General features: G+C 38.8%; 11 protein-coding genes and 4 pseudogenes. 11 read left to right on the top strand and 4 right to left on the bottom strand.

Annotation, left to right across the window (positions count from 1 at the left end; translation table 11 throughout):
* Nucleotides 1-479: 479 nt before the first annotated feature.
* From ACVLR6_RS00560 to ACVLR6_RS00550, 3 genes and pseudogenes are all read right to left on the bottom strand, one after another.
* Nucleotides 480-1,553: an HNH endonuclease gene (locus ACVLR6_RS00560; protein ID WP_455995603.1), complete on the bottom strand. Its 1,074-nt coding sequence runs from the start codon at nt 1,551-1,553 to the stop codon at nt 480-482.
* Nucleotides 1,540-2,013 (bottom strand): annotated as a pseudogene (locus ACVLR6_RS00555) (GIY-YIG nuclease family protein); the annotation flags it as partial. The gene ACVLR6_RS00560 and the pseudogene ACVLR6_RS00555, both read right to left, overlap by 14 nt.
* Before the next feature lie 147 nt (nt 2,014-2,160).
* Nucleotides 2,161-2,739: pseudogene (locus ACVLR6_RS00550) on the bottom strand (class I SAM-dependent methyltransferase); the annotation flags it as partial.
* A gap of 151 nt (nt 2,740-2,890) precedes the next feature.
* Between ACVLR6_RS00550 and ACVLR6_RS00545 the strand changes: the two are divergent.
* Both ACVLR6_RS00545 and ACVLR6_RS00540 read left to right on the top strand, forming a co-directional pair.
* On the top strand, nt 2,891-3,220 hold the full coding sequence (locus ACVLR6_RS00545) for a DUF4236 domain-containing protein (protein ID WP_127801939.1): 330 nt from the start codon (nt 2,891-2,893) through the stop codon (nt 3,218-3,220).
* Between the two features lie 99 nt (nt 3,221-3,319).
* A complete protein-coding gene (locus ACVLR6_RS00540; RefSeq protein ID WP_016658948.1) occupies nt 3,320-3,634 on the top strand; it encodes a hypothetical protein in 315 nt (104 codons plus the stop codon).
* A 69-nt stretch (nt 3,635-3,703) separates the two neighbouring features.
* Here the strand turns inward: ACVLR6_RS00540 and ACVLR6_RS00535 are convergent.
* A pseudogene (locus ACVLR6_RS00535) lies at nt 3,704-3,967 on the bottom strand (hypothetical protein).
* A 308-nt stretch (nt 3,968-4,275) separates the two neighbouring features.
* Between ACVLR6_RS00535 and ACVLR6_RS00530 the strand changes: the two are divergent.
* The 9 genes and pseudogenes from ACVLR6_RS00530 to ACVLR6_RS00490 all read left to right on the top strand — a co-directional run bounded on the left by ACVLR6_RS00530 (nt 4,276) and on the right by ACVLR6_RS00490 (nt 13,946).
* On the top strand, nt 4,276-4,770 hold the full coding sequence (locus ACVLR6_RS00530; protein ID WP_168396133.1) for a hypothetical protein: 495 nt from the start codon (nt 4,276-4,278) through the stop codon (nt 4,768-4,770).
* Entirely contained in the window at nt 4,770-6,950 is a 2,181-nt protein-coding gene (locus tag ACVLR6_RS00525; RefSeq protein WP_180088735.1) for a hypothetical protein, read from the top strand. Before ACVLR6_RS00530 ends, ACVLR6_RS00525 begins: the two co-directional genes overlap by 1 nt.
* Entirely contained in the window at nt 6,947-9,904 is a 2,958-nt protein-coding gene (locus tag ACVLR6_RS00520) for a tyrosine-type recombinase/integrase (RefSeq protein WP_180088733.1), read from the top strand. The genes ACVLR6_RS00525 and ACVLR6_RS00520 overlap by 4 nt, the downstream gene beginning before the upstream one ends.
* 90 nt (nt 9,905-9,994) lie before the next feature.
* On the top strand, nt 9,995-10,363 hold the full coding sequence (locus ACVLR6_RS00515; RefSeq protein ID WP_016658943.1) for an antitoxin Xre/MbcA/ParS toxin-binding domain-containing protein: 369 nt from the start codon (nt 9,995-9,997) through the stop codon (nt 10,361-10,363).
* Nucleotides 10,364-10,645: 282 nt separating this feature from the next.
* On the top strand, nt 10,646-10,906 hold the full coding sequence (locus ACVLR6_RS00510; protein ID WP_016658942.1) for a helix-turn-helix domain-containing protein: 261 nt from the start codon (nt 10,646-10,648) through the stop codon (nt 10,904-10,906).
* A 299-nt stretch (nt 10,907-11,205) separates the two neighbouring features.
* Nucleotides 11,206-11,328 (top strand): annotated as a pseudogene (locus ACVLR6_RS00505) (DUF1376 domain-containing protein); the annotation flags it as partial.
* Between the two features lie 382 nt (nt 11,329-11,710).
* Complete coding sequence (locus ACVLR6_RS00500; RefSeq protein ID WP_455995600.1) at nt 11,711-12,283, top strand: LexA family protein; 573 nt, start codon at nt 11,711-11,713, stop codon at nt 12,281-12,283.
* Nucleotides 12,280-13,578 carry a Y-family DNA polymerase gene (locus tag ACVLR6_RS00495; RefSeq protein WP_016658936.1) on the top strand — a complete coding sequence of 433 codons (1,299 nt, stop codon included), beginning with the start codon at nt 12,280-12,282 and terminating at the stop codon, nt 13,576-13,578. Before ACVLR6_RS00500 ends, ACVLR6_RS00495 begins: the two co-directional genes overlap by 4 nt.
* Before the next feature lie 158 nt (nt 13,579-13,736).
* The gene (locus ACVLR6_RS00490; protein WP_016658935.1) at nt 13,737-13,946 is read left to right on the top strand and encodes a hypothetical protein; all 210 of its coding nucleotides are present in this window, start codon (nt 13,737-13,739) and stop codon (nt 13,944-13,946) included.
* Nucleotides 13,947-14,089 lie beyond the last annotated feature (143 nt).

Here is a 14,089-nt window from a genome sequence, read left to right as displayed (position 1 = left end):
TGATGTAAAAATAACATAAGTAAAAAGGAATATAGATAGTAATAGCTCGTTGATCCAATCAGAGGCTATATCTATCTATTTCCATCATCATTGCACTTTAAAATTTAAATGCCATCGTCCACCCTTCTTCCAGTCACCAGATGCCTGTAAATAAAACGCTTTATCTTGATGAGCATTACTCACCAATTTGTAATTCACCCCACATTCCAAATTCGTACATTCAGCAGTAAATGTTTGATTTGTTGGTCGGGGATGAAAATCTGCCTGAGATAAGCAAATTGGACAGTGCGTAATATGAAGGTAATCATCATGCTGCTTTTTGATCGCTTGATAAATATGCTCAGTATTGGATGAGATACACACGGACTCCGGTCTGCGTCGTTATGAATAAAAAATGTGGTTATTCGCCGATTCAATTTGAAAAGCTTATTTAAAGTTGAGATTGGCGTAATAATTAGAAAATTTATTAAATAAAATCGTTAAAATATAGCAGATATTGGAATGGATAATATTTTCTTCTCCTTCCCCCCTGACCAGACTAAATACTCATTCTCTAGCGCCTGTTTATAAGCCCAATCAGCAACGCGATGTGAACGCTGCATATCCGTTAAAAAACCGAATTGAGAAATCTCTCGTGTAATGGATTGATCATACAGATAATTACGCTCCTGCCACTGCTGCAGGAATTGTTCTGATGCCAAATAATTACTTTTTTGTGAGTTGCACTTTTCATCCGCCAGGACAAAATTATGTCCGGTATCGGCAGGATATAATGACCATGGAATAAAATGATCCACTGCATATTTGGAGTTTTTTAGGCTTTTACCGCAATAAAAACACTGGCATTCTTGCAAATCAATCAGAAAGTCTGCGACCTGTCCTAGTTGGTTACGACTCGGTGCAAACATGAATTCATCTAGGTCAGGTAACCCATCTAATACAACCAGGTTCTGCTTGTTTAGCCGAACAAAATCAATCCAGCGCTTCTGGCAAAGCTCTTCAATAATTTCACTAAACTGTCTCAAACAATACATCACTTTGGGTAAAAGCTTGAGGGACTGTTTGGAGTCTTCAAGGCAATAGAGAAATTCTACCGTTTGACCATTCAGATTCTGCAAATATACCACCGGCATTTGCTTTACCGTTGTCGCCACTGTTCGCTTCAGCCTGTTCCAGTAAAGTACATCCTTTCTCAACGCGGCCAAGGTCTTGAATTGTTGCTGTGCTTTCTGGATTTCACTGATGATCTTTGCCTGCTTACCAGTGCTTTGATGAATAGTAAAAGGCTCATACTGGTTAAACTGAAACGGCAGTGACTGTTTCCAGTATAAGTCAATAAACTTTTCAGCAATATCCTGATATTCTAAATGCAAGGCAGCACCAGTATCTTGCCCCTGTTCAATCGCCAGACGCGTGATACTTATCAGCAAAGCAAACTTATATGTCGAAGTAAAAGTCCCTGACTGCAATATCTGCTGAATATGCTTCAAGAATTTCAGCTGCTCGTTGGGTGTAGGTTTATTATTTTCTATAAAGTGATCATCCTGCCACATGTTGAAGCTTCACCTGTCTTTGCAATCCTGCTTCCGTAGCGATTTCCATCATTTTCGCATTTTGAATGGCTTTTTTACGCATAGCTGAAAGGGTTTCTTTAAACTCGTGCTGATTACCTTTCAAATTGAGTGGCAGTATCGTTTGCTTAAAAACTTTTTCTTCAACATTCCAAGGTTCTTCACAAATTATCCAAGACACATACGCATTATCTTCAAGCCATGCATCCAGCCATTGTTCACCTGAATGCGTGAAAGTCATGCGATTACCTGACCCTACTCTTCTAAGCGGATACCCACTCATCTCAGCCAAAAGTATGCCCAATGTTCGTCTTAGCGTTGAACCTTCTGCGTTACCTGCAAAGTGTGTTTTAAGCCGTATTCTCAAATTTGATTTACTATTTGGTTTAGCCTTTTTGTCAGGCGATATGCCAACATACAACAAAGTATATTCTTGATACGTTATACAGTTTTTTATTGGGATTCCCGGTGGATTTGTTTTGAACCACCAAAAATAAATCCCGTGTTCTGCAGGAATCAAAGAGGGCTCTTTCATTAACTCGGCACGACTGTATAAACGCTGTGGGTAATAATCAAAAGCATGTGATTGCTTTTTCCATATTACGTTGATCCACTCTTCTGTACGGTCTGGACGTTTATCTACAGTAATCCATTGCTGTAACAGTAAAGCCTGATCTATTTGTTTGAGTAAGTCGTAAGCTTGTTTCTCATTCAAGTCAGTAAAGCTGCGCCCTTCTTTCTCACGGTCTGTATCGCCATATTTAAAAGACATGTAACACACACCATTTAGCTTTAATGCTTTGAATATAAGCCCCAGCACTTCAGTTAGGCGATCTCTTTCACAATGTAAAAGAGATGCACAAGCCCAAATACCATCGTATTTATTATTCTCAGCTAGGTCATAAAAACTTTGCTGACGTACTTCAATATTGGTCAGCTCCCTGGCCTTTTTAACCAGCTCGGCAGAATAATCAATTGCCTCAACTTGATAGCCTTTTTTCTTAAATGCCAAAGTGTCCCGCCCCGAGCCACAGCCCAAATCTAGGATCAATGCCTGTTCCGGCAAATATCTTAGAAATGGTGCGTAAAGACTTTCCATTTCAACCTGATAGGTATTTTCAAAAAATGCTTGAGCATGTTGATTGTAATAATTTGATGTTTGATTCATTGTCTAAAAGCCAATATCTTATGTTAAAGAACATACTGATTTTTCACTAGATAAGTCAAATGATCAGTCCTATGAATGAATCAAACTCTTATTTCACTGTATCCGGACAACTGAGATAGAAACCAAACTGGTTCTTGTAAATGGAAAAAATATGGGCTTCAGATTTCGCAAGAGTATTAAACTGCTACCTGGATTAAAAATTAATCTGACACACAAAGGTATAAGCAGTGCAAGCATTGGCAAACCCGGTGCTTCGTTAAATATTGGCAAAAAAGGCGCCCGAACCAGCATTGGTATTCCTGGCACAGGCCTATCCTATTCAAAACACCAGCCCTATAAGAACAGAGTTGGCAACCCAAAAAATCCTACTCAGGAACAGCAATCGTTCTATACATCCCATACTGAGCAACCCAAATTGAATGTCTGGATTTGGGTGATTTTTGGATTATTTTGTTTTATTGTCGGGGCAATTATTTTTTGAATTTAGCCATTCTTTGTACCCCATAATATCCACTGCTAGGCAAAATTTAATTCATTCATTACTATGGACGGATGTTAAATACAATAAAGGCTGCCGCTGATGTCTGATAATGACAGTACTATGGATTATGATGAAAATGATTTAATCGATTCTCCCTTGTCTCAAATTTTAAAAGAGGATAATGAGCAAATTGAAGTTCTAATTTATCGATTACCCGATAGTGACTGGACACTGGAAGTGGTAAACCAAAATGGTACTTCTACGGTATGGGATGAAACATTCCCGTCAGATCAGGAAGCTCTATCTGTTGCTTTAGATGGAATTAAAGCTGCAGGCGGTATTCAAGCCTTTTCAGAACTCAGTGACCTTGAAGCAAAGAACAATATTTTTCCTGAATCACTTACTCGCCATTAAAAATGAAGCTGCTAGCGTGGATATGAATCAGTATTTTCTGGATTCTTAGAACCTATCGTGATGATAGGTTCACTTCAAGCCTACCCTCTCTAGGGTCGAAGGGTCAAAATTTTCCTCAAACATAAACTCATCTGCTCGCTCTTTTTTCAATATTGCCAAGGCATAAAAGAAACATTTTTCACATAACTGCAATTCATATCATTCCCCGTCATGCCTGGAGCCATAGCCCCAATGTGCCGATAAAGTTCCAAACTCCAATTTCGTTGATTGGTTGCATACATCACATAAAACATCGGTAACGACTTCTACCTGTTTCAGTTGTTTAATTTCCATATACGGCTCCCGGTATCAATCAAGTTAAATTTGTCCCCTGCTTAGAAAAAACTTATTTATTTTTGATTTAAATCACACTTTTACAAACAACAGATAACTATATATAGTGATTTAAATAATCTAAAAACACAATATATGGTATTTTTAGCCATTACCCCCTATTGAAAATTATATGAATATTATTGTTTTATTTTCAGCCATTTGGCACAAATATGGGGAAGTATCACTGTATGTCTGTAAAAAAGAAAAGCATACCCAATTACCGCGTACCTGCAAAAAATCTGCAATTAATATGCTATCCAAACTGTATGCACGCCTACCAAGTTTGGATCGCTTTATTTTTTCAACTTAATGAAAAACAGCAAAGCTATCATTTGGATTTTACTTTTAAACAGAATATCAACATCCCGCTCCTTACAACTAATAAACCGGACCTCTATTTTTTTAGTAGTCATTTCAGCTGGATCTATGCCTATTTTTACAGCAAAAATAAAAATGAATTCAAGTTCAGAGCTTATGAGAAAAATAATTCCTACGAATTCACCATCCAGGCTTTAAGCGAAGTAAGGGCCTTACTGTGTTCCGGATTACATCAATCAATTCATGGCTTAGACGTCATTTCAAATTGGCTAAATGAACAATACTTAGCTGTACATCTTCAGGACGTTTTCGGTCATGAAGTTTTAACTATCGATCATCTACGAGAATTATCAGGACTGTCTAAATCCAAAAGTCCAGTAAGTTCTGTTTCAAATTATGCCGGCCCACTGTCATTAGAAAAGATTCTGGAGGGAATTGCATAATGAACGGATATAGTTATTTAGAAGATACTCAAGAATTAAAGCTTGAGCCATTTCGAGACTTCTATCAAGCACTGGCGGAAGCAAAACTGAAAAATGATCAGGACTTCTTTAAGCTGAATGATTTCATCCAACCAACTGAAGTCGTTAAACTAATTAAAATTATGACTCAGCATCCTACTGATCTATCGATTAGTAAATATCCATTGGCGCATTATCTCTTGGCACTGATCAACACTCCATCAGCATATCAATCAAATGCACTGAAATGGGCTATTTTCAATACTCAATGTATCGAGTTACTGAATGGTAAAGAACATACAGCAACTGTAGCTAATCTATGTAGGCGTTTTCGTTTAGCAAGTACAAAGAAAGAATACTATTGGCTTTACAATTTTTTACCGTCTCTTCCGATTGAATTAGAAGAGCTAGTTAAATTTCTAAAAAATACTGAGACTGAGAATGGGGAATTATTTGACAAATCTAAAGAGAGTTTAGAGAAAACGGAAATGGGCCAATTGGCAGAAATCCGCGTTATTTATACCTATGCGCATACTCAATCAGAACGTCAAAAAAGAAATCGTCAAAGTAATCCACCCCCCCAAAAACCGTCTCAAACTGACGTTAAAAAGACATTAAGAATTTCACTTGATGGAGAAAAAACATATCAAACTCATTTTGAGCGAGGTGTGGCAAAACAGCCACCTGAGGATAAAACTATAGAAAAAGTTGAAGATCATAATTTTGAATTTAACTCACTAGAGCAATGTTCTATTACAGCTCAGATCAATAATCTCAAAAATAAAATTCTGCATCAAAACAAGAATGAGCTAATGAGCAAGCCGAATCCTCGGGTCTTCGATTTGCCTACCGCACAGTACATTATGCAAATTTTATTAGAACAGGCAGAAAACTCTCCAATTCATACCCTGCTTTTATTTTCAGTCCTCAGTCTTACTCATTATAAAGATCTGCCGGTATTTCAAAAAAATTTACGAGTCAGTACAAAAAACAAAGAAGTATCACTGCAACCCCAAAAATGTTTCTTTAAGCAAAGCTTTGAAGTCTCTAAATTCAAGGATTTTGTTTTAAGAAAACATCGGTTGAATACCGTGAATTCTTTTACGATTCCTCTGCCTCAATATTATCTGGAAAATCTAAGTCAGTTGAAAAAAATGGATGGTGTTGAGATTGATTTCAAGATACAGGAGTATTTACGAAAAATTAATAAAGGGCTGACCTTCCAGCTAACATCACAAAATCTTCCTCGCTTACTCAGTGATATTGCATTGAATGAAATGGGGTATGAGCTGGAAAGCAAATTACTGAATGGAGAAAGTGTTCAGCACTATATTCCATGCCATTACTTTTCAAAACAGATCGTAGATATTTTTGATATTTATACTCAAACTCTAATTTTGACTGTTCCTCAACTGGAAACTGAATATCTTGAAGAATTCAGCAATCCGCATTCTTTTGGTAGCCAGCAGACACCTAATCTCCCATTCGTCCAGTCTTTTTTTTACCAGCTTGACCACCAAGTTCGGAATAATCCCAATCCCTTTCAGACTTTAAATCATTATTCAATCTGGCTGTGGCATATTTGCATGCTGATAACTTCAGCACGGCCGAGTGAGTCCTTCCCACCCAATCTAGATTATATTGACCTTGACAACCAATTGATGGCTGTTGCAGATAAAGAGCAGCGTTATTCGGGCACCATTGGACGCTATTTACCTTTTAATAATTTTCTTCGTGATGAAATACAGCATTACCTAAAGTATTTGAAACATTTTCTGCACCTCACTAAAGCCTATCTGTCGCAAGAACAAGTACAAGCAATCCAAGAGGTCTTCGAGGGGGAACGCCCCTTTCTATTATTTTACGATCCACAAGGATATATCCGAAATCTGGAACTTTCTGATATTCAAAAATACTGTACTGAAATAGCATTACAGCGCAATTGGACCCGCCACTTCGCTCGCTATTTTTTTGCCCAATACTGCAATGAAGATCTAATAAAAGGCATCTTTGATCATGACGAAGCTATGCAGGAACTGTTTGACCGCTATTCAGCTTTTCAGGCGACTGATTACGATCAAATCAGAACAGCACAAGACAAGCTGGTCGAAATTTTAGAACTTAAAAGCATGTCAAGTTTCACAGGAATAATGATTACATGAGCAAACATCCTCACTCGCTCAAACGATTAAAGAAACATAGAGAGAGAAAAGCGTTTCTTCTGCAATTATTTAGCGAAAAATGCTCAAAGATGACACCTGAAAATTATCCTGAAGTTTATCGACAAATTGATGACCGGCTTTTAGAGCGCTGTAAATCCAATATCCGAAGCTACCAAATAGCACGTATAGAATTTGCTAAATATATCAAGCGCTTTAATCTTTCATCGGATCACCACTATCCGGTGCCTGCTGCCCCCGTGAGGCACGAAAGGTCTCTGCCACTACAAAATATTGAAACCTTAAAACATGGTAAAAAAGTTACTCAATTTGCCAAAAATATGATTGCTTACTGGACACGACATAATGACTTCAGTCCAACCCAATCACTTGGCTTCTGCTTGATCAGTTCAATATTATTTAATGGCATTTATAACCATGCCGAACTGCAAAAGTTTTTAAAAATCATTTTAAAAACAAAGAAATTTCAAAGTTTTTTAAATATAAATCATATGATTACACTCGAAATCCCGAACCGGCATTTCGGTAATCAGCGGATAAATGACCCTGATTTTTCAGTCAGCTATACAAAAACGTTTGTGCTACACGACATTGTGAAATGCTGGATCTACAGACTAAAACATCAAAAATTTGATTTATTTTCAGATATTGAAGATGCAGAAAATCTGATTAACGCTTGTATTATTGAATGCTTCCCTGAAGAGAAGGTGGGTTGTAAAGACCTGTTAAAATACGGTTTTTACTATACACAGTTCCTGAAAAACAGCGGACTGGATCAAATGTCCATTTGTATCTTAAAAAATGAAATTTACAGTTCCAGTCCTCTTGAAAAACAATTAGCAGCTTATTTTATTCAACCTGAACCCACGCCTACCCATACGATTCAGAAAGTTTATGAGAACCCTCAGGACCAGTCTACAGTCACTATTGCATTAGATATAGCCGATATTTTAGTAGAAATACGTCAAGCTATTCGTGCAAAAAACTATAGCGATCAACTCATAGAATTATATGCTAAAGAACAATCTCCAGCCTTGGAACGTTTGCTGCTGTGGAGCATTCTACGCTCAAAAGTAACGGAACCTCAACTGGACCTTCTCAATCATATTATTCAGCAGCAGCAACGATTTAAGCGCAAGCTTATACGCGCAGATTTTCAGCCAATTAAACAAAGCTCTCTAAAAACCATGTTTTCACAATTTGCAGTCCATTGGCTGCAGGCAACGCAAGACAAAGATATTTCATCATTTTCAGATGCTGATTTTGAAGATCTGTATGGAGAAATGCTTCTATTAAAGAAAGAAACAACTAGAGCGACTTTACAAAAACGTCTACAGGAGTTTCATCACAAACAGACCTTATTTTTTAACGCACCCACTGTTGATCTGGATAATTTAATCCAGGTAAAAATCTGCAGAACCGCATTGATCTCGCCCCATATTTTTCACCACATGCTAGAGCAGCTCGAAAATACTCAAGATATTTCGATTCAGGATAAAAATATATTTAAACTGATTTTTATTCTGGGGTTCAGAGTCGGACTACGGATCAATGAAACATTGAATATCTTTGTACGTGATTTATTTATTAGTGAAGATGCTGTGATGCTCACCATTCGCAACAATCGCAATAAAAATCAAAAAAGCTACTCTGCTTACCGCAAGATTCCTCTGCATCATCTACTTAAAGCAGACGAATTACATGCATTTAAAACATATAGTCAGAATAGAAAACGTCTGCTAAAAGAACAAGGAAAATCAGTTGCACAACCGCTGTTTTTAAAACAGTCCTTAGAAGAAACTCATGAAAATGAAGTGAATTCCCTATTGAAACAATTGATCCAGCCAGTTTTTGGAGAACACAATTTTACTTACCATAGTCTGCGCCATTCTGCATTTAATCATCTTTACCTGGTTTTAAAAAACTCAACTCTTGCAGATGCATTTACTGACTATAGCCCACATGAGCAATTACGTATCCGTTATGCCTTGCTACGAAACAGAAATACTCAGCAAACCTGGTATGCACTTTCTCATTTTGCCGGGCACCTAACCCCTGAAACGACCTGTTCAAGCTATCTGCATTTAATGCACCTGGCAATTAGCTACCAACTGAATCAAATCGAAAGTCCACTCCCTAAAGAAGCCTATTTCAATATTCTGAAACATGATGATGCTATTAAATATCCTGTACAGCAACGGGCGATCAAACAGTTTTTATTTGATCAACTCACTAAAGACCGTTACAGGCAACATGATCATCAATATCAACCAGAACAACAGAAATCGCCTGATTCACTGATGCTAGGAGCTCATGACTCAGAGATGACTTTTGAACTATTGCATCACATTCTTGCAGTAGAAAAAGAGCAAGATCTTCTGTTACCTGAAGCCATTCCTTTGCAAATCGCGCAAAAATTACGTGCCAGAGCTCTGCATTTGAAAACCTCCTGTGTAAACCAAAAAAAATCATCGAGGTTATTTACCACAGATTTTTTAAGGAAAACTCCTGCTGCATTAGTTACCATGTTGCCAACCAATCACGAGGAGAAAAAGGTCATTCACCATGTCCAGGAGCGTTATGCAAATGTACAAAGTAAATATAAAAAACAGCTTCATACGATCTACTCAATTTATCTTGAAAAAGTTCAGCCCAATTCTGCTCAGTTCATTTTTGAAATAAATGAAAAACGTCAACTGAAAAAGTTTCTGTCTTTTATTAGTAAACTGTTTCCAACAGAATATCTTCACCTCGAACTTTCTAAACAGAGCAAAGAACAGCTCAAGAATACATTACAGGGTTTGAAATTAGGTTCAAAAAACTTCAGCCTGAATGAAAATGAAAGGCGAATTAAGTTCTGCTTCAAAAGTAAAGATGTAAAAGCACTTGGGGTATTCAAGTTACTGATGTATCTCATGATAGTTTCTCATCTTTAAGCTGTTTGTAATAAAAATTTGAACTCTGAGAAACGATAATCAAATAGTATAAACTCTAGGTATCAGCAACGTCTGAAACTGAGATCAGTCATGCATAAAACATCAGAAAAAATTGCAAAACAAAAAAAGGTATTAGCTAAAGCTGTTTTATCTTCCGCAAAGCAACTTGGTTTGACACAGGAGCAGCTTGCCATCGTTCTCAATTTAGATTCAATGGAAACTTTAAATTCGCTTGAGTTAGATCCAGATTCAAGTCAGGGAGAACTCGCAATTATTTTAATTCGTATTGCGATATCACTAGATGCTCTAACTGGTGGAGAGACTAAATGGATGCAACATTTTATGAAGTCACCAAGTAAGTTAACCAAAGGCATTCCGATAGAGCAGATTCAGACTACTGAGGGATTAACCACTGTATTAAACGTAACCGAAGGACTTCGGCTTCAGGGTAAATATTAATAAAACAAAGCTTCATTACACAGAAAATTAAAAGTCATAATTTTGTCTAATCATTCAAATTCAAGGCATATGAAGTTCCTCTTCTCAAGAGGTATATGACTGTCTCATTATTGATAACTGCCATACATATACGGATTCTATTAACTTAATTCGAGGCTAAATTGAATCTTATAAGTTCAATTTAGCCATTCAAGAGTCATTATAAAAGTTTGCTATATAGCGAACATTAACTATTATTAGTTAAAAGTTTGCTATATAGCTAACAAATTTGGGGAGCAAAAAATGGCTACACGAGGTGAAATAGGTAAAAAAATACGTTTGGCCAGAAAAGGATTGGGCCACACACAGAAAAGTCTTGCAGAAAAAACTAAAGTCAATAAAACAACAATTTCAGAGATGGAAAATGGCCGTTTTACAGGTTCATTTGACATATTTGAACGTGTGCTTGATGGTGTTGGTTTACAATTCGAAGTGAATAAAAAAAATTGTAAATTGCCACAGTGGGATGAAATTGAAGAAATATTTTCAGAATATGATAAATAAACAGCTTTTTTACACAAACATTCAAAAGGTGAATTCTCCCCAATCCATTCAAATTAATTTTTTTATATGAAAGCTGATTGAAATACACATCTAGATCATAAATCTGATTAGATAAATGCGGATCAAATCGACATGGCTTTGTTGCACAAAGATTTCATAACTATATGATTTTAAAAGTTTTGATTGTTTTTGATCCAAAATTAAATTTATTTAAATCAGATGCTTACATATTTATGCAACAAAGCCAAAATGACTTAAAATAATCTGAGAACTACAAAAACTTATACATATTTTGATTTCAAATCAAATCTGATAAAACTAAAAATGCAGCCCAAGCACGTTGGGGAAAATCCGCAAGTAATGCTCAAGCAAATCATGAGCACAGCCCGAGTATTACTCAAGTCATGCTTGAACCATGCCCTGAATAGCCACCACTTTCCTAGACAAATACAGCCCAAAGAATGATTTCACCCTGAAAATGCCGACCATGGAAGGGATTCATATGCTGCACCTTTAGCTAAAAGAGGATTCAGCTTACCATTAGTGGTTATTTGCAACAGTGCCCTTTTTCTTATGCACGTGGCATGTTCCCTCAGGTTTGATTTAAACCTTCTGCAGTAGAAGTTGAACCTCAACAGCTTGGGCTGCAAATAATTTTTAGCTCAAGTTTGATTGCTCTAAGTAATCTATAACCACCTTCTGGTGAGATAGATATTCAGAACACAATCCGACGAATGGAGTTGTTTTTTTCCACTGCTGTTTTACCATCTTGATTATGTTACACAATCAAGATGAACAAATAAAATGGATGAATTTCAGCATGGTGGTGCCCGTGAAGGTGCTGGTCGCAAACCAGTTCATGAAGGCCCAACCAAAGTGATCCGGGTTCCCGAAGCCCGTGTACTGGAGATCAGGCAGTATCTGGATCAGATAAAAAAACCAGCCCGCAATGATGTTGCTTCGATTACTCCGGTTGAAGCCAGAACACATTATGAGATTCCGGTTGCCTTGCAAAAGGTGGCTGCAGGTTTCCCTTCCCCAGCCCAAGACTATATCGACAAGACCCTGGATCTGAACGAGTTCCTGATCCAGAACCAGCAGGCTACCTTTATCGTTGAGGTGGAATCGCTTTCCATGCGCGATGCCGGGATTGATCTGAAGGACAAGCTGATCGTGGACCGCAGTATTGAGCCCAAGCATGGTGATATTGTTCTGGCCCTGATCGACAATGATTTCACCATCAAACGACTGATGATTAAAGGCGACAAACGCTGGTTACAGGCGGAAAACCCGGATTATGCGGATATCCATTTGAAAGACGGTCAGACCCTGCTGATCTGGGGTGTAGTCACCAGTGTCATCAAGAAGTTCAGATGAACAGCCCCGAGCGGATTTATGCCCTGATCGACATCAACAACTGTTATGTCAGTTGTGAACGGGTGTTTAATCCCAGCCTGAATCACCGTCCAGTGATTGTGCTGAGCAATAATGATGGTTGTGCAGTGGCCCGCAGTAATGAGGCCAAAGCCCTGGGCATCAAGATGGGTGTTCCGTTGTTTCAGGTTCAGGACATTGTCCGGCAGCATCAAGTGGTGGTGCTGTCGAGCAACTATGCCCTGTATGCGGAAATGTCCAATCGCTTCCATTCGATTTTGGCCGGTTATGTGGCTCCGCATGAACAGGAAATCTATTCGATTGATGAATGTTTTCTGGATTTAACCAGTTATGCACAGCATTTTGACTTGACCCGCTATGCCAGAGAGATGAAACAGCGGATCTGGGACTGGATCGGGTTGCCGGTATCCATCGGGATTGGTCGCAGCAAGACCGAAGCCAAGCTAGCCAATCACCTTGCCAAGAAATGGCCTGGCTTTGCAGGCGTATGCAATGTGCTGGAGCTGGATTATCTGGATCAGGAAACGCTGTATGCTGGAATTGAGGTGGGTGAAGTCTGGGGTGTGGGACGTAAGCTGGTCAAAAAGCTGAACCAGATGGGCATCCATTCGGTACTGGATCTGGCCATGCAGGATGCGCATCGCATGGGAAGTTTGTTTTCAGTGCTGATGCAGCGCACGGTGCTGGAATTACAGGGCATCTCCTGTTTGCAACTGGAGGATGCTCCTGCACCCAAGCAGCAGATTGTGGCTAGCCGCTCCTTTGGAGAACGGATTACTGAGCTGGATGATCTGAAAGAAGCCATGGGTAAGTATGTGCAAGATGCAGTCATGCGCTTGCGTGCGGATGCCTCGCTGTGTGGCTGTATCATTGCTTTTGTGCAATCCAATCCCTTTGATCAAAACACAGCGTATTACAGCAAATCGTTGGCCTTTGAATTCCCGGAACCCACGGACTGTGTACTTGATCTGATTCATGCTGCGATGCAGTTACTGCAAGGCATCTATAAGCCAGAGGTAAAGTATAAAAAATGTGGGGTGATTCTGACCGGTCTGGTCAGCAAGACCCGCTATGTGCCTGATCTGCTTACAGACCATCGCCAGCGTGAAAGCAACGAACAGCTGATGCAGGCTTTAGAAGCCGTGCAAGCCAGATATGGCAAGACTAAACTGGCAGTGGGATCGTGTTATTTACCACAGCGGAAATGGTCGATGAACCGGACACATCTGACCCAGAACTATTTCAGCTGGCAGGGATTATTGAAAATTACCCATTAAGCCAACACCCCTTTTTAGGTTAAACAGGTGACAATTAACAACCGGACATCTATCCAGCCCCCCTATTGCGGACGGATCGCTGCTGGGAAGATACTCATATCGCTATGGTAAAACATTGAGCTCATCATATTGCAAGCAACTCAGGAGGCTTAAATCGCATGGCTAAAACAACAAAGGACGAAATCCCTGTAGAAGAATCAGCTCAAGCCAGTGAAGTTTCTGACAAAGTAACGGAAGCTAGAGCGTTATTGGGCAAGCAAATGTCCGCAAACCTGATTGCGATCGCAGAACTGACCCATACCCCGATTCCACACATGCAGGTAGATGAACACGGGGTTTTTCACGAGATTCAAAACACTGATAGGTAGACCGGCATGGATTGCAGTAACGGACGGTATTCTCCTGTTCAATCGGTCGAGTGCTCAGATCCGGTTTGATCGTTATCGTTAAGTCCATATTTTTGTACCTAACACATGGTTTTATACAGTTAAGTACAGGAATACGTACTGAA

This window comes from Acinetobacter sp. T63 (assembly GCF_053852345.1).
The sequence above is the reverse complement of the archived record's forward strand: the minus strand, read 5'-3'. Positions and strand labels throughout refer to the sequence as shown.